Consider the following 16,033-nt stretch of genomic DNA (forward strand, 5'->3'; position numbering starts at 1 on the left):
AAGGATAACGCCCATGAGACACGGCTATATCGTCGGCACTGTGGATGCCGCGCAGCTGGCGCTGATCGCATTCGTGCTCTTCTTCATCGCCCTGGTGTTCTGGTTGCGACGCGAAGACCGGCGCGAGGGCTATCCGCTGGAAGATGCGCTGACCGGCCGGGTCGATAGCGAAGGTGGCCCGCTCTCTACCGCCAGCGCCAAGACTTTCGTCTTGCCCTTCGGCATGGGCACCGTGGTCGTGCCGCTGCCCGCCAGCGACAATCGCGAACCGGTGGATATCCGGGCAGAGCGGCGCGAAAACTTTGGCGGGGCGCCCTATTCGCCGATCGGCGATGTCTTTGCCGCCGGCGTCGGGCCGGGCGCCTATGCCAATCGCGCGCGCTTTGCCGATCGCGATGCCCATGGCCTGCCACGGATCGTGCCGATCGGCGCCGTGCCGCAGATCAGCGTGGCCAGCGCCAGCACCGATCCGCGCGGGCTGCCCGTCTATGGCGCCGATGGCGCCCGCGCCGGCACCGTGGCTGACTTGTGGGTCGATCGCGCGGAACACGTGATCCGCTATCTGGCGGTCGATACCGGCCATGTGGAAGGAGGCGGGCGCACCGTGCTGGCGCCGATGGCAATGGCCGTGGTGCGCCGCGAAGGTGTCATCATCAGCGCGATCAACGCCGCAGACTTTGCCAATGCGCCTTTCCCCGAAAATCCCGGCGAGATCACCCGCTACGAGGAAGAGCGCATCGTCGCGTATTTCGGCACCGGCTATCTCTATGCCAATGCCGATCGGCTGGAGCCACTGCTGTGATCGAATATGATTTCGAACCGGTGCGCGGGCTGCCGGGCACCCTGCCTCCGGGCGAATGGATCGTGTGGCAAGCCTCGCCCGATTGGCCTGCGTTCCGGCGCAGCGCGCTCCACGCACGGTGGCTGGCGCTCTATTTCGCGGTGCTGGTCGTCGCCGCGCTGGCCAGCGGCAATGCCGTTGGCGCAGCCGCAATTGCCGGGGCCGGGGTGATCCTGCAAGGGTTGCTCACGCTCTTTGCCTGGGCGGTGGCGCGCACCACGGTCTACACCCTCACCAACAAGCGGCTGGTCTTGCGCATCGGCGTGGCGCTGGGCAAGTGCGTGAACCTGCCGCTGGCGCAGATCGCCGCCGCCGATCTGCGCAGCCATGGCGGCATGGCGGGCGATATCGCCCTCGCGCTCAAGGGGCCGCACCGCCTGGGCTATGCCATGCTCTGGCCGCACGCCCGCCCGTGGCACCTCTCGTGCCCGCAGCCGATGCTGCGCGCGCTGGTCGATGCGCCGCGCCTGGCCCAGGCCCTGGCGCAGGCCTGCGCGGCCGCCGCCCCGGCCGGCGTGGTCCGTGCCACGGCGCCCACGCCCGACGCCGCCCCCGGCCCCGCCCTGCATGGAGCCGCCGCATGAGCCACGCCCATTCCCATGAAAACACCGTTCCCCGCCCCGCCCTGGTGCTGGCCGGCGCACTGGTGGCGATCACGCTGGCGCTGACCACCCTGGTGCGCGTGGGCGTGCTCGATCGCGAGGCGGTGCCGGCGGTGGAACGGGCCAAGGCCGGGGTTGGCGCAGTTGAAGTGCGTCACCTTACTTTTGCCGATCGCGCCGATGGCGCGGTGGTGGTGCGCGATACCGATAGCGACCAGGCGCTGGCCGTGCTGGTCGGCGAAAACGATGGCGGCGGCTTCGTGCGCGGGGTGATGCGCGGCATGGCGCGCGAGCGGCGGGTGAACGGCGTTGGCCCGGCCCGCCCGTTCGAATTGACGCAATGGGCCAATGGCGCGCTCACGCTGCGCGACCCCGCCACCGGCCGCGCGATCGAGCTGGGCTCGTTCGGGGCGACCAACCGCGCCGCCTTTGCCCGCTTTCTCAAAGGCAGCGCGGCATGATCCGCCCCCGCGCCCTGACCGTGCCCTGCCGTATCGCGGTTGAACAAAGCGCCGCGCATTTTCACGCCCATGTCGAACTGGCGGGCAACCTGGCCATGGCGCCTGGCGACCGGGTCTGCGTCCACGGCGATCCGGTTCGCGTGTCGTTTGGCGAAAATGCCGTGTTCGAGCGTATGGCAACCGTGGAGCGCGCCGGCCCGGTGCGCCGCGCGTGGACACGGCTGGTGGCCTACCTTGGCCTGACCGAGCTTTACGAAGTGAGCTTTACCCCTGGGAGCCTGAGATGAACGCGCACACCCCTGTTCAGCCTGCCCCGGCCGCCACAGCCGACGTGCACGCGATGGTCAGCCACGAAACCGTGCTGAGCCCGCGTTTCTACACCACCGATTTCAAGGCGCTGGACGCGATCGACGTATCCCCCGTGCGCCAGGAATGGGACGCCCTGATTGCCGAGATGGCCAGCGACCCCAACAAGCGCCACTTCAAGCGCGAGCAGGATTTTGCCGGCATCATCGCCGCGCTCGAACCGGCCTTGCGCGCCGAGTTCATCGATTTCCTGGTCAGCTCGCTCACCTCGGAATTTTCCGGCTGCATCCTCTATGCCGAAATGGCGCGGCGCACGACCAACCCCGACATGAAGATGCTGTTCAAGCTGCTGGCGCGCGATGAAAGCCGCCATGCCGGCTTCATCAACGAAGCCTTGAAAGACGAAGGCATCGGCATCGACTTGAGCTTCCTGACCAAGGCCAAGAAATACCACTATTTCAAGCCGAAGTTCATCTTCTATTCGGTCTACCTGTCTGAAAAGATCGGCTACGCGCGCTATATCACGATCTATCGCCAGCTCGCCGCGCGGCCGGAATTGCGCTTTCACCCGATCTTCGCGTGGTTCGAAAACTGGTGCAACGACGAGTTCCGCCATGGCGAGGCGTTCGCCCTGCTGCTGCGCGCCGATCCTGCGCTGCTGCGCGGGGCCAACACGCTGTGGGTGCGCTTTTTCCTGCTCGCCGTCTATGCCACGATGTACGTGCGCGATCATGCCCGGCCGGCATTCCACCAGGCCCTGGGCCTTGATCCCACCGATTACGATTATCGCGTGTTCACGATCTGCTCGCAGATCGCCCGCCAGGTCTTCCCGGTAGAGCTGGACACCGACGATCCCCGCTTCCGCCGCGCCATGGCGCGCCTGCTGGTGGCCAGCAACCGCCTTGCCGCGGGCAAGGCGCGGGGCGGGCTGGCCGGGGCCTGGCTGCGCGCCACCGGGGCCCTGGGTGCCGGGGCCAACTTTGCCCGCATGTACCTGCTGCGCCCGCGCCGCAATGCCCTGCCCGCCACGGTGCGGCTGCAACCGGCATGGTAAGCCTGGGCGCGATCAGTTTTACCGGCCATGTCCTGCCGGTGCTGGCCACGGTCCTGGTCTGGTTCCTGGCCACCGGGCTGGTGGCCTGGCTGGACAACCGTGCGCGCCACACGTTCGCGCGCAGCCTGGCCCTGGCCGGCGTGGCGGCGATCGGCGGCATCGTGATCATCGCCGCCACGATGCATTCGGCCACGTTGTGGGGTGTCTATGCCTCGCTTGCCGGGGCAATCCTGGTCTGGGCCTGGCACGAAATCAGCTTCCTCACCGGCGTGATCACCGGCCCGCGGCGCGAAGCCTGCCCGCCCGGCGCGCGGGGGTGGCAGCGCTTCACCCATGCCGTGGCGGTGGTCGCCTGGCACGAAGTGGCCCTGGCACTCAGCGCCGCCGGGTTGATCTGGATGAGCCAGGGCGCTCCCAACCAGGTTGGCGCCATGGCCTTTGCCCTGCTGCTCGCCATGCGATTGAGCACCAAGATCGCGATTTTCCTTGGCGTTCCCAACATGAGCGCGGATATCCTGCCCCAGCATCTGGCTTACCTGAAAAGCTATTTCGGCAAACCGCGGCTGGGCCCCGAACTTTATGCCGCGATCGCCGCCTGCCTTGCTGTTGCGGCATGGCTGGCCACCATTGCCCTTGCCGCCCCCGCCGGCAGTGCCGATGCCGCCGGCGCCAGCCTGCTCTTCGCGCTCGCCGCGCTGGGCGCGCTCGAACACCTCTTCCTGGCCCTGCCGTTGCGGGATGGGGCCTTGTGGGGCTGGGCCCTGCCGGTCCGAACGCCGGCAACCCGCCGCCATCCCGCCAATTGAACAAGCAAGACAAGCACGAGAGGACCGATCACGATGGATTTCGAAACCTACTTCATGGGGGAACTGGAGTCGGTCCGCGAGGAAGGCCGCTATCGCATCTTTACCGAGATCGAGCGCCACTGTGGCCAATTCCCCCACGCCACCCGCTATGTCGACGAGCAGACCCACCCGATCACGGTGTGGTGCTCCAACGATTACCTGGGCATGGGGCAGCATGCGGCCGTGCTCGATGCGATGCACACCGTGCTGGATGAATGCGGCGCGGGCGCGGGCGGCACGCGCAACATTTCCGGCACCAACCATCACCACGTCATGCTGGAACGCGAACTGGCAGACCTGCACGGCAAGGAAGCCGCGCTGTTGTTCACCAGCGGCTATGTCTCCAACTGGGCGGGCCTGGGCACGCTGGCCGCGAAAATTCCCGGCTGCGTGGTCTTTTCCGATGCGCTCAACCACGCCTCGATGATCGAGGGGATCCGCCACTCCCGCGCCAAGTGCCACATCTGGCGCCACAACGATGCCGCGCACCTCGATCAACTGCTGGCGCAATACGGGCCCGACGTGCCCAAGCTGGTGGCGTTCGAAAGCGTCTATTCGATGGATGGCGATATCGCGCCGATCGCCGATATCCTTGATGTGTGCGACGCGCACGGCGCGATGACGTATATCGACGAAGTGCACGCGGTGGGCCTTTATGGCCCGCGCGGCGGCGGCGTGGCCGAACGCGAAGGGCTGATGGACCGCATCACGGTGATCGAAGGCACGCTGGGCAAGGCCTTTGGTGTCATGGGGGGCTATATCGCCGCCTCGGCCGCGCTGTGCGATTTCGTGCGCACCTTTTCCAGCGGCTTCATCTTCACCACCGCCCTGCCGCCGGCGCTGGCCGCCGGCGCCACCGCCAGCATCCGCCATCTCAAGAGCAGCCAGATCGAGCGCGCACGCCACAAGGAACGCGTTGTCAATGTGCGCCGCCGGCTCGATGCCATGGGCATTCCGCACCTGCCCAATCCCAGCCACATCATTCCGGTGATGGTGGGCGATGCCAAGAAGTGCAAGCGGATCAGCGACTGGCTGATGGACAACCACGGCATCTATGTGCAGCCGATCAATTATCCCACCGTGCCGCGCGGCACCGAACGCCTGCGCATCACGCCCTCGCCGGTGCACAGCGATGCCGACATCGAACGCCTGATCGAGGCATTGAGCGACATCTGGTCGCAGTGCGAGCTGGCCCGGCGCTCCGCCGCGGCCTGAACAACAGCCAAAAAAGGGGGCCGCGAACCATATTGGTCGCGGCCCCCTTTTTCGTGGCCTTCCGGCAAGCAGTGCTTCAGGTCGGGTTCTTGAGATAAGCGATCACGTCGGCGCGGTCCTGGGCCTTGGGCAGGCCGGCGAACGTCATCTTGGTGCCGGGCACCACGCGCTGCGGCTTTTCCAGATACTGGAACAGCTTTTCGGCGGTCCAGGTGATGCCGCTGTTCTTGTTGGCATTGGAATAGGCAAACCCGGCGATCTGCCCGGCCTTGCGGCCCACCACGCCGGCCAGCGACGGGCCGATCATGTTCTTGCCCGGTTCGGCCGAATGGCAGGCCTGGCATTGGGTGAAGATCGCCTTGCCATGGACCGCATCGCCCGTCAGCGATGCCAGCGTGGTCCCGTCCAGCGTATCGGTCGAATCCGCGGTCGGCGCCGCAGCGCTGGTTGCCGCAGCAGGGGTCATTGCGGCAGCCGCCGCCGTGGTCGTTTCGCTGGCGGCAGGCGCCTGTTCTGCCGCGGATTTGTCGGAACTGCTCCCACCGCCGCACGCTGCAAGCAGCAAGGTGGCGGAACCCAGCACAAGATAGTGGATCTTGGATTTCATCTGCATCCTCCATTATTTTTTGAGGGTGCGCGTCACGCAGGACGGCGGAAAAATAGAACAAGTCCTATAGTGCCACGCAATACGGCCGTTAGGGCGGTCAACCGATCTTCGCTTGCATGCGGCCGTGGGTGCCGAAAGGGCTCTGTTTGCCGCACTTTCCTGTGACTTCCCTGGCGCGAAAACGATTTGTGGCACCAGCGGTTCCTTGGGCCGTCTTGCGGGCCGATGGCGGACCGCTCAGGGCGGATGCAGCAGGCTGGCCATCGGCATCAGCCCGCCGGGTTGGCCCGTGCCGGCGCGGCCGAGGCAACCGGTTGTGCCGGCGGCGGCGCCAGCAGCGGGCGGGGCAGCGTGGCCGGTACGGTGTTGGGCCCGGGCGCGCCCCACAGCGCGTGATAATCACGGGCCATGGGATAGCCGCCCAGCGGCTTATTCTTGCCCTGGTGGCACGTGGCGCAGCTCACCTTGAGCGGATCGCCCATCGGCCCCTTGCGATAGGCCGGAAACACGTTGGCGAGCGAGCCGATGTATTGCCCATTGGCTTCGCGCACCATGCGGATACCGTACCAGGCCTTGGCGCGCTTGGGCGTGCTGATCGGCCAGGTGCCAAACGACTGGGCATTGTGGCAGAACGTGCAGTTCACGCCCAAGGCCTTGGAAACGTGGACCATCACGGCATAGGAATTTTCGGTCTGCATTACGCTGGTCTTATCGGCCGGCGAAGGATGCGCGCTGGTCGATTGCACGCGAATGTTCTGGTCGCGCTTGGGATCGCCGGTCAGATAGAGCGCCAGCGAGGCTTGCGGCAGCGCAGAAAAGCCCGTCGCGTCGATCGGATTGTCCTGGCCGTGGCGATTGCCGATGATGCCGTTGGGCCCTTGTGGCGGCAGCGCCCAGTTATAGGCCGGCACTGCCTGCCCGCGATGGCAGGTATAGCACGTCACGCCGGTCTGTCCCACGTGCGCGCCCCAGTTGTGGTTGATGTTGCGCGTCATCTGCAACATGCGCCGGGCGACAACCTTGGTGTAGAGTTCGTCAGAGGCCATGTTGTTGGGATTGTGGCAATAGTTGCAGCCCTCCTTGGGCGCCACCCAGGCCGTGATCGCAGCCATGGTATAGCTCAGCTGCTCGGCGGATTCATCGCCCAGAACCTGCACGTTCTGGAACGATTCCCGGGCGCGGGGCCCGTCGTTGGACGGCGGATCATAGGGCGGCGGTGGCACCTCGTCCTTGGCCATGGCCACTTTCTTGACCGTGACTTGGTCCATGCCCGTGCCGCGATAGCCGTTCTGGCCGGAAACCTTGTGCGCCAGTTCGCAGCCCCCCAGGGAAAGCGCGGCCAGCGTTGCCAGCGCAAATGCGGTGATCCGTCTCATTTCCCGGCGCTCCCCAAGGTGGCGGGGTCGATCACCCCGGTTGCGGGATAGTTGGGGGCATAGCCGTGCTGCTGTGCCCACAGATACCAGTTGTCCACCACCGTGCCGGTCAGCAGGATGCCGATGCCGCCGGTCAGCGTGGTCAGCACCGCAAACCACCAGGCCCAGCGGTGGATCGATTCCATCGTGGCGTTGAAACCCATGGTCCAGCGCCAGAACAGCGCGGCGCGTTCCGATGCGGTGCCCCGGTCGGTGATCTGCTCGATCTCGCGCTCGCCGCCATAGCGGCCCACGGCCAGGATCGTGGCGCCATGCATGGCAAACAGCAGCGTCGAACCGTAAAGGAACGCGATCGAGAAGCAGTGGAACGGGTTGTAGAACAAGTTGCCGTAGCGGATCGAAAAGGCCGCCGTCCAATCCAGGTGCGGAAAGATGCCGAACGGCACGCTTTCGGCCCAGCTGCCCATGAAGAACGGGCGGATGAAGCCCAGCACCAGGAACAGCCAGATCGCGCTGAGGAATGCCCAGGCCACGTGGGTGCCCATGCCCAGCGCCCTTGCGCGGGTATAGGTTCGCACCCACCACAGCAGCACCGACGTGGTCAGGCAGAACCCGGCCATGATCCACCAGCCCCCCTTGGCCAGCGGCACGAAGGGGGTAAAGCCATATTCCGGCCCCGGCGGTTCCAGCGAGAGCCAAGGCAACAGGCGCACGAACTGGATCGGATTCCAATGCACCGACGCCAGCATGTTGAGCCCGATGATCTCGAACGCGGTAAAGCCGAAGATCAGCGAAAACAGCCCGGTCCAGCCCAGGTAGATCGGCCCGATCTGTGCCTGGCCGATCAGGCCAAGCACGTGGACGAAGCCACCCTGGCCGATCCGCGCCTCGCTGCCGGGTGGCAGGGCCACGCCCATCTCGGGCTGCCCACGCAACTGCACTTGGGTGAAGATGTTCTGATAGGTCGCCATCGCACGGTGCTCCTTCACGACCAGATCGGCAGGTTGAGCCACCAGGTCCACCACTCGGGCCACCCGCGGGTCCACAGCGGGCCGCTGATGACGATGCACACCGCGCTCCAGAACCCGGCGTTGAGCGCCAGCAGCAGGCCCACGCGGTGGATGCCCAGGGTGCCGACGGAATAGCCGATCAGATCGCGGAAGAAGGTGTCTTCGTATTCGGGCGTCTTCACTTCGCCACCGTTCGGCGGGTTCACCGCCGAAAGCACCAGGGCGCCATGCAGCGCCAGTGCAAGCGTGGTGGTGAAGAAGAACGACACCGCCAGCATGTGCGCCGGGTTATAGTGGAAGTGGAGGTACTGGTATCCCGTGTTGGACACCCAGTCGAGGTGGCTGAAAATGCCATAGGGAAAGCCCCAATGCCACGCGCCCAGCAGGACCGGGCGGATCACCACCAGGGTGAAATAGGCAAAGATCGCCATGCCGAAGGCCACCGGCACATGATAGCCCATGCCCAGCTTGCGGCAGATTTCCACTTCGCGCAGCGCCCAAGACACGAATGACACCAGCGCGCAGACCGTGATGATCTGCCAGAAGCCGCCCTCCTTCAGCGGCGCCAGCGCCAGGCCATATTTCAGGTCGGGCGGCGCCACCGAGATCAGCCACGGGTTCCACGTCGGGCCCTGGCTGGCGGCATAGAAAATCAGCGCCGTGCCCAACGAGGCGAAGATCGCCGTCACCACGCCGAAAAAGCCGACGTAGAACGGGCCCACCCAGAAATCGAACAGGTCGCCACCGATCAAGGTGCCGCCGCGCACGCGATATTTTCGTTCGAAACTCAGGAGTGCCATGGCCATCCCCTTCCCCGCCTGGATGCGGCGGCGTTTGTTATCGGTTGCCCCCTTGTCGATCGGCCGGGCCCTTGAGGCGGCGGTCGGGACAGCCGCCGCCTCTCGCACGGGCTTTCGTCAGCTTGCCGGCTTCGCGGCTGCGGCGGCATGCGCGGCGCCCTGCGCCGAGTTGGGGCCGTCGAGCCAGTTGTAGGTATCGGTGCTGAGCAGGATGAAGTGAATGATCAGCGCCAGCACGAGCAGGAAAGCAAACAGGGCAACCAGTGTCCTGCGCGGGTCGAAAATCAGCCAAAGTCTCCACATGGGTTTTATCCTTGTGCAAGATTGTTGGCCCCCGCCCCATCAAGCCGTGATGGCCCGAGGTCGCGAGGGAAACGCGCGTTCAGAGCCAGGGCTTCCACATCCAGACAAGGACATGTGCAACCACGGCCACGGCGGTGAAGCCAAGGAAGCTGCTCATGAACAGCTTGTGGAATTCCTTTGCTTCTTCGGGCGTTAGATATGTTCTCAGCCCAAAGCGATCGTCACGATCACTCATAGCCCAATCTCCTTTCGTTGGTGGTGTGCGAGAGGCGGAAGACCTCTTCGGTATCCTCACGAACCTGCGGGGCGGTTCGCCGCGCTTCGATGGTGCCGCGAGAATGGCAAGGCCGGGTTGCCCAGAACCGGGCAGCGGGGCGATCGGGGTGGGCGCGGGTCATGCGACCTGTGCCTCAAGCAGGGCATCGGCCAGGCGATCGGCGCTGACGCGGTCTTCGCCGCACCGGCGCGCGGCGCGCTCTGCCGCATCGCGCAGCCGCTTGGCGGCCGAAATGCGGATCAGCACCGGCTGGGCCGCAACCACATCGTCGAGCCGCGCCTTGGCATCTTCGTCCCACGGCAATTCGCGCCAGGCCGCCTCGCCGGCTGCGCGCGCAAGCGTGGGCTCCACCTTGTCCATCTCGGTGGCCAGCGGCAGGATGTGGAACAGCGCGTCGAACAGCGCATTGCACACTTCCTGCACCAGATAGGTCGCCCCGGCATAGCCCATGAACGGCGTGCCGGTGTGGCGGCGGATGGCAGCGCCGGGGAAACTCGCCGGGATATAGATCCCGCGCCCGCCGCGCTCGGCGTTGTACATGCGCTCGTTATAGCTGCCCAGCAGCACCAGCGGCGGATTGGCATGGATCGCGGCGCGCACGTCCTCGTTGCGCGGCTTCACCCCCGGCTCGCGCGCAAAGGCAAAATTGCACGGCAGGCCCATGTCCTGTTCCAGAAAGTGGCGGATGCCGCGCGCATACGTGCCGTTGGCCACGATGCCGAAGCTGGCCGTGGCAAAGAAATCCTGCGTCACCGAACGCCACAAGTCCCACAAGGGCTTGATCGTGGTGTGCTTTTCGCGGGTGATGAAAGGTTCTGCGTCCAGCCCCAGTTCGGCTGCCAGCGCGCGCAAGAACCGCGTCGTGCTGTCCAGCCCGATCGGCGCCTGGAAATAGGGCCGCTCCAGCACTTCGCACAAGCCGCGCCCGAATTCGCGATAGAGGCAGACATTGGCCTGCGCATCGGCCAGCTTGCGAATATCGGCCAGGTGGCAGCCGAGCGGGAACACCAGATTGACCTCTGCCCCGATCCCCTCGATCAGGCGGCGCACTTCGTGCAGGTCGCTGGCCATGTTGAACATGCCATAGGACGGGCCGATGATATTCACGCGCGGCTTTTCGCCGGGCTTCACCGGGCGCGCCGCCGGCACGGTCTTCGGCCCGAATTCCGACCACAGCCAGCTCAGCGCGCGATCCGCGCTCTGCCACTGGTCCTCGTCGATGGTGCGCGGCAGGAAGCGCTTGATATTGGTGCCCTGCGGCGTCACCCCGCCGCCGATCATCTCGGCAATCGAACCGGTGACGACCACGGCGGGCAAGTCCGGGTCCAGCGTGGCCCAGGCCCGCTTCATCGCCCCTTCGGTGCCGGTCTTGCCCAGCTCCTCCTCGCCCAGGCCGGTCACGACGATGGGCAATTCGTGCGGCGGCAATCCGTCGCTGTAATGCAGCACCGATGTCACCGGCAGGTTTTCGCAGCCCACCGGCCCGTCGATGATCACCTGCAGGCCCTTGGCCGCGGCAAAGACATAGACCGCGCCCCAATAGCCGCCGGCCCGGTCGTGATCGAGCACCAGCGTCATGATCCCACCGCCTCGGCCGCCTTGCGCGCGGCCTCGTTGAGCGCAGCGTATTTCTTCTTGAACTGCGGCCGGTCCTGCGGCGTGTCTTCCCACACGCCCGCCTGCGCGCCGGTGCCCACGCCATCGAAGAACGCGCGCATCGCGTCGAAGCGCGGCTTGTTGCCCATCGCCGCGTTGACCACCTGCGCCAGGCTGCCCGCCCCGGCCATGGCCATCAGCGGTCGCGCCGAAATCAGGTTGGTGAAATAGAGCGCCGGGATCGCCCGCTGCTTGGCATATTGCACCACCGGCGTGGTGCCGATCGCCAGGTCCGGGGCAAATTCCTCGACCGCGGCAATGTCCTGCTCCAGGCTGGCGCGGAATTGCACCCGCACGCCGCGCGCTTCCAGCCAGGCGCGGTCTGCCGCCCCGGCCACGGTGGCGGGGCAGGCCGTGCCGACATAGGGCACATCGGCGCCGCTTTCGATCAAGAGCCGCGCCACCAGCAGTTCCGATCCTTCATAGCCGGTCACGGTGATCCGCCCGTTGATCGGATTGGCCGCCAGCGCGCCACCGATCGCGGGCAGGAAGCGGTCCTTGGCATTGTCGATCAGGCGCTGCGCCACGCCGCAAGCCGCGCCGATGGCATCGAGCCAGGCCGCCGTACCTTCCACGCCCACGGGTGCCGACCCAACGATGGGCCGCCCGGCATGTTCGAATTCGCGCATGCTGGCGCTGTAGAACGGATGGATCGCACCCACTGCGGCGCAATCGAGCGCGGCATAGAGCTCGCGCCATTCGCGCGTGGGCACCACCGGCCCCGCCGCCAGGCCCAGCGGCTCCAGCAGCATGCCGATGCCAACCGGATCGGCTGGAAACATTTCGCCCAGCAGCGTCACCGTGGGCCGATCCGCCTTCACGCGCGGCGCGGCCACCGGGCCCTGCTCGGCCTCAATCCGCGCATAGGCCAGCATCGCACCGGCCAGCACGTCCTTGGCCTCGGCATGGGTGGGAATGCCGAAACCGGGCACGTCGATACCGATGATGCGCACGCCGTTGATCTGCTTTTTCAGCAGGCGCAGCGGCACGCCGCTGGCCGTGGGCACGCACAGGTTGGTGACCACGATGGCGTCATAGAGCGCCGGATCGGCCAGCCCCTCCACCGCCTCCTTGATGTCTTCGAACAGCTTGCCGGTCACCAGCGTTTCGGAATTGAACGGCACATAGCCCACCGTCCGCCGCGCGCCGTAAAAGTGCGACGTGAACGTCAGGCCATAGACGCAACAGGCCGAGCCGGAGAGCACCGTGGCCGTGCGGCGCATGCGCAGCCCCACGCGCAGCGAGCCGAATGCCGGGCACATGCTCTGCGGCTGGTCGTGCGGGCCGACGGGATAATCGGCGGCATAGCGCGCCAGCAATTCGCTGCCCTGCGCCTTGTCGGTCGCCGCGCGCAACACGCCGGCATCGGCATGGCAGCCCCCGCCTTCGGCCGGCGGACCAAGCGCGATCCGGTCTGGCTGGCGCTCCAGCACGGGCGCGGGCGCGTCACGCTTCGTCATAGATCACCTCGAGCGAGGGCTTCTGGACGAAGGCGCCGCCGCGCATGTCGGCCTGGGTGGCAGGCACCAGCACCACGCCCCCGCCCACGTCCTCGGGCGAGAACAGGCCAAGCAGGCCATCCTGGTCGAGCGGGCGCGGCTGCCGCGCCGGCGCTGCGGCCACGTTGCGCGCAAGGTCTTCGAACAGGCTGCCCCATTGCCCGCCGGGCCGGCCGATGATCTGGTAATTGGCCGATTTGCGGCGGATGTCCTCGTCCGCCGGAATGGCGCAGAGCACCGGAATATCCACCGTGCGGGCAAAAGCCGCGGCTTCGCCGGTGCCATCATCCTTGTTCACGATCATGCCGGCAATGCCCACGTTGCCGCCCATCTTGCGAAAGTATTCCACCGCCTTGCAGACGTTGTTCGCCACATAGAGCGATTGCAGGTCGTTGGAGCCGACCACGATCACTTTCTGGCACATGTCGCGCGCGATCGGCAGGCCGAACCCGCCGCAGACCACGTCGCCCAGGAAATCGAGCAGCACGTAGTCGAACCCCCAATCGTGGAAGCCCAGCTTTTCCAGCAGCTCGAACCCATGGATGATGCCGCGCCCGCCACAGCCGCGGCCCACTTCCGGCCCGCCCAGTTCCATGGCGAACACGCCGTCGCGCTGGAAGCATACATCCTCGATCCGCACATCTTCGCCCGCCAGCTTCTTGGCGGCCGAGGTTTCGATGATCGTCGGGCAACTGCGCCCGCCAAACAGCAGGCTGGTGGTGTCGGACTTGGGATCGCACCCGATCAGCAGCACGCGCTTGCCCTGCTGCGCCATCATGTAGCTCAGGTTCGACAGGGCAAAGCTCTTGCCCGATCCGCCCTTGCCATAGATCGCGATCACCTGGGTCTGCTTGGTCGCTTCGCCCATATGGGGCAGGTCGGGTTCGATCGCGGCTTCGGCGCGCAGCATGGCGCCGTGCGGGGCGTTGGCAGTGTTCAGCAAGGTCATGCGCAAGCGCTCCAATCGAGAACCGTCTTGAGGCAGTCGGTGGCCAGGAAAGTTTCGGGGTAGGCATCCTGCGCCTCGTGCGCGGGGCGCATGTGGCTGATCACGCCAGCCAGGCTGCACGCCCCCCGCTCGACCAGCGCGCGCGTCGCCTCCAGGTCTTCGCTCCGCCACTCTGCCGCAATGCGAAAGCGCGTCTCGCGCATAAAGGCGGGGGCAAAGGCAAAGCTCGGGCGGTTGGCATAGAACCCGGCCATCACGATTTCGCCGCCGTGGCGCAGCCGCGGGATCAGCAGGTCCAGGCAATCGGCATTGCCGCTGGCATCATAGATCGTGCCATAGTCGTGCCGGTCGTCGTCCTTGGGCGCGATCACGCGATAGCCGGTATCGCCCGTGCGCCGCAGCGGATTGCGCTCCCACACCGTTGGCGCGGGCGCACCCTGCGCGATCGCCAGCCGCGCGAGCAAGCGGCCCAGCGCGCCATGCCCGATGATCAGATCGGGCGCCGCTCCGCCGTTGAGCGCGTGAAGCGCGGTTGCGGCCAGGGCAAAGAGCACGCCATCGGCGCCCAGCGTTTCGGCCACCGGAAAGGCGCGCGCCGACGGCACGATCAGGGCTTGCGCGGTTCCACCGAACAAGGCGCGCGCATCGGCATAGCAGGCCGCGCCGGGCACGAAGACCCAGTCACCGATCCGCCCCTGGGCATCGGCCCCGGCGTCCACGATACGACCCAGCGATTCATAGCCCGGCACCAGGGGATAGCCCATTCCGGGAAAAGCCGGCATTTCGCCAGACCACAAGAGCTTCTCGGTGCCAGTGCTGATGCCGCTCCACCGCACGTCGACCAGGACGTCGCCAGGGCCGAGCGGCGCCGGCGAAGCGCCCGTCGCAGGCCCCGCTCCGGCCGAGCCGGTCAACGTCAGCTTGCGCAGCGCGATGCACCTGGGTGCCTCGAGTATGACGGCCAGCGCATCCATGCCCCGGTCCTTCTCCCATCGGTCTGTTCGACCCCGGCGCAACACCCAAAGGCGGATGTGGTCCGGCAAGAATCAACATACGCCAACGCGATCAAACGTCAATTACAGTTGACGCTTTATTTTGTCATCTAAACGCGACAATCAGGCTGGACACGACCGGGTAATCCGTCGCCTGGCGCCGCCAGCGGGAAAACCCGGCGTTTTTCAGCATCGCGCCATATTCGCAGGCAGAGCGCGGGCGGCCGGCATTCATCGCCCAAAGGTAGAGCCCGAAATAGGCCTCGCCCATCGCGGCGGCCCCCGCCGTCGCCGCCATCGGCTCTGCCACCACGAGTCGCCCACCGGGCGGCAGGGCACGGTGGACGGCGCGCAACAGCGCCCCGCAGGCGGCATCGTCATGATCGTGCAGCACCCGCACCAGCGTGATGCAATCGTACCCGGCAGGCAGCGGATCGCGGAAGAAATCGCCCACGTGCAACGCAATGCGCCGGTCCACTTGCGCCCCGGCGATTACCGGCGGCAGGTCAAGCACCCCCACATCCACCCGCGGGCAGGCGCGCGCCACCGCGTTGGCAAAGGCGCCGTGCCCACCCCCCACATCGAGCACCCGGCGATGCCGCGCAAAGCGATAGGCCCCCAGCGCCTGGCTGGCGACCATGGCTTGCGAGGTGGCCATCAACGCGGAATAGGCCGCAGCCTCGGGCGCAGGGGCGTTGCCGGCATAGTGCCAGAACGCGGAAAGCGCAGTGGGCGCAGCACGATCGGCCCGCAGCAGGGCCACCGGATCGGCCAGATCGGCATAAAGCAGGGCGTGATGACGAACCATCGCGATCGCGCCCGGATTGGCCTGCAGCGCCGCCCCCTGCGGCCCGAGCAGCCACCATCCCGGCGCCACTTCCTCGGCCAGGTCGAGCGCGGCCGCCGCGCGCACCAGGCGCAGCGCGGCCGCTTGCGAAAGGCCGCTGGCCTTCATCACACCGGGCAGATCGCAGGGGCCCCGGCGCAACAGGTCGAGCAGCCCGACCTGCACCGCCGCTGCCAGAACCTGCGAATAGCAAAAGCCCGCCACCAGATCGAATGCCTGCACCGCGCGCCGCCGCGCCACCCAGGACAGCAGCGGCAGACGCGCCGCCCACAACTGGAAATGCGGGCTGGCCAAGACCGCGTTGCGCCACGCCACCCACCGCCCCTTCCAGCGCGTGTGCCGTGGCAAGGCTTGAAAGCCTTCAATGGCGATGGACATCAGCATATGTCTATC

Annotated in this window: 19 protein-coding genes; 7 read left to right on the forward strand and 12 right to left on the reverse strand. The window is 66.6% G+C overall.

What is annotated here, in order from left to right; translation table 11 throughout:
• The first annotated feature begins 13 nt into the window (after positions 1-13).
• From puhA to hemA, 7 genes are read left to right on the forward strand one after another with little or no spacing between them, the layout of a single operon-like run.
• A complete protein-coding gene (gene puhA, locus FHW94_RS18280; RefSeq protein WP_168557242.1) occupies positions 14-802 on the forward strand; it encodes a photosynthetic reaction center subunit H in 789 nt (262 codons plus the stop codon).
• Positions 799-1,425: a photosynthetic complex putative assembly protein PuhB gene (gene puhB, locus FHW94_RS23615; RefSeq protein WP_168557243.1), complete on the forward strand. Its 627-nt coding sequence runs from the start codon at positions 799-801 to the stop codon at positions 1,423-1,425. Before puhA ends, puhB begins: the two co-directional genes overlap by 4 nt.
• Positions 1,422-1,904 (forward strand): photosynthetic complex assembly protein PuhC, encoded by a 483-nt coding sequence (gene puhC / locus FHW94_RS18290; protein WP_168557244.1) that lies wholly within the window; start codon positions 1,422-1,424, stop codon positions 1,902-1,904. Before puhB ends, puhC begins: the two co-directional genes overlap by 4 nt.
• Entirely contained in the window at positions 1,901-2,191 is a 291-nt protein-coding gene (locus FHW94_RS18295; RefSeq protein WP_168557245.1) for a hypothetical protein, read from the forward strand. Before puhC ends, FHW94_RS18295 begins: the two co-directional genes overlap by 4 nt.
• Positions 2,188-3,264: a magnesium-protoporphyrin IX monomethyl ester (oxidative) cyclase gene (gene acsF / locus FHW94_RS18300; RefSeq protein ID WP_168557246.1), complete on the forward strand. Its 1,077-nt coding sequence runs from the start codon at positions 2,188-2,190 to the stop codon at positions 3,262-3,264. Before FHW94_RS18295 ends, acsF begins: the two co-directional genes overlap by 4 nt.
• The gene (puhE, locus tag FHW94_RS18305; RefSeq protein WP_168557247.1) at positions 3,258-4,070 is read left to right on the forward strand and encodes a putative photosynthetic complex assembly protein PuhE; all 813 of its coding nucleotides are present in this window, start codon (positions 3,258-3,260) and stop codon (positions 4,068-4,070) included. Before acsF ends, puhE begins: the two co-directional genes overlap by 7 nt.
• Before the next feature lie 33 nt (positions 4,071-4,103).
• Positions 4,104-5,324, forward strand: a complete 1,221-nt coding sequence (hemA, locus tag FHW94_RS18310) for a 5-aminolevulinate synthase (protein ID WP_168557248.1) — start codon at positions 4,104-4,106, stop codon at positions 5,322-5,324.
• A 76-nt stretch (positions 5,325-5,400) separates the two neighbouring features.
• On the opposite strand, the gene FHW94_RS18315 is transcribed toward hemA, so the two are convergent.
• The 12 genes from FHW94_RS18315 to FHW94_RS18370 all read right to left on the reverse strand — a co-directional run bounded on the left by FHW94_RS18315 (position 5,401) and on the right by FHW94_RS18370 (position 16,018).
• Positions 5,401-5,931: a cytochrome c family protein gene (locus tag FHW94_RS18315; protein ID WP_168557249.1), complete on the reverse strand. Its 531-nt coding sequence runs from the start codon at positions 5,929-5,931 to the stop codon at positions 5,401-5,403.
• Between the two features lie 269 nt (positions 5,932-6,200).
• On the reverse strand, positions 6,201-7,307 hold the full coding sequence (gene pufC, locus FHW94_RS18320) for a photosynthetic reaction center cytochrome PufC (protein ID WP_168557250.1): 1,107 nt from the start codon (positions 7,305-7,307) through the stop codon (positions 6,201-6,203).
• The gene (pufM, locus tag FHW94_RS18325; protein ID WP_168557251.1) at positions 7,304-8,278 is read right to left on the reverse strand and encodes a photosynthetic reaction center subunit M; all 975 of its coding nucleotides are present in this window, start codon (positions 8,276-8,278) and stop codon (positions 7,304-7,306) included. The genes pufC and pufM overlap by 4 nt, the downstream gene beginning before the upstream one ends.
• Before the next feature lie 14 nt (positions 8,279-8,292).
• Positions 8,293-9,117 (reverse strand): photosynthetic reaction center subunit L, encoded by an 825-nt coding sequence (gene pufL / locus FHW94_RS18330; RefSeq protein ID WP_168557252.1) that lies wholly within the window; start codon positions 9,115-9,117, stop codon positions 8,293-8,295.
• A 117-nt stretch (positions 9,118-9,234) separates the two neighbouring features.
• Complete coding sequence (pufA, locus tag FHW94_RS18335) at positions 9,235-9,420, reverse strand: light-harvesting antenna LH1, alpha subunit (RefSeq protein ID WP_168557253.1); 186 nt, start codon at positions 9,418-9,420, stop codon at positions 9,235-9,237.
• 79 nt (positions 9,421-9,499) lie between these two features.
• Positions 9,500-9,655: a light-harvesting antenna LH1, beta subunit gene (pufB, locus tag FHW94_RS18340; protein ID WP_168557254.1), complete on the reverse strand. Its 156-nt coding sequence runs from the start codon at positions 9,653-9,655 to the stop codon at positions 9,500-9,502.
• Positions 9,648-9,818, reverse strand: a complete 171-nt coding sequence (locus tag FHW94_RS18345) for a hypothetical protein (RefSeq protein WP_168557255.1) — start codon at positions 9,816-9,818, stop codon at positions 9,648-9,650. Before FHW94_RS18345 ends, pufB begins: the two co-directional genes overlap by 8 nt.
• Positions 9,815-11,275: a chlorophyllide a reductase subunit Z gene (gene bchZ, locus FHW94_RS18350; RefSeq protein WP_168557256.1), complete on the reverse strand. Its 1,461-nt coding sequence runs from the start codon at positions 11,273-11,275 to the stop codon at positions 9,815-9,817. Before bchZ ends, FHW94_RS18345 begins: the two co-directional genes overlap by 4 nt.
• A complete protein-coding gene (bchY, locus tag FHW94_RS18355) occupies positions 11,272-12,813 on the reverse strand; it encodes a chlorophyllide a reductase subunit Y (RefSeq protein ID WP_168557257.1) in 1,542 nt (513 codons plus the stop codon). Before bchY ends, bchZ begins: the two co-directional genes overlap by 4 nt.
• Positions 12,800-13,762 (reverse strand): chlorophyllide a reductase iron protein subunit X, encoded by a 963-nt coding sequence (locus tag FHW94_RS18360; RefSeq protein WP_168557321.1) that lies wholly within the window; start codon positions 13,760-13,762, stop codon positions 12,800-12,802. The genes bchY and FHW94_RS18360 overlap by 14 nt, the downstream gene beginning before the upstream one ends.
• Positions 13,763-13,797: 35 nt before the next feature.
• A complete protein-coding gene (gene bchC / locus FHW94_RS18365; RefSeq protein ID WP_168557258.1) occupies positions 13,798-14,775 on the reverse strand; it encodes a chlorophyll synthesis pathway protein BchC in 978 nt (325 codons plus the stop codon).
• Positions 14,776-14,899: 124 nt separating this feature from the next.
• Positions 14,900-16,018 carry a methyltransferase gene (locus tag FHW94_RS18370; RefSeq protein WP_210425741.1) on the reverse strand — a complete coding sequence of 373 codons (1,119 nt, stop codon included), beginning with the start codon at positions 16,016-16,018 and terminating at the stop codon, positions 14,900-14,902.
• Positions 16,019-16,033 lie beyond the last annotated feature (15 nt).

The organism is Novosphingobium sp. SG720, assembly GCF_012275365.1.
In the GTDB taxonomy this organism is placed as follows: Bacteria; Pseudomonadota; Alphaproteobacteria; order Sphingomonadales; family Sphingomonadaceae; genus Novosphingobium; species Novosphingobium rhizosphaerae.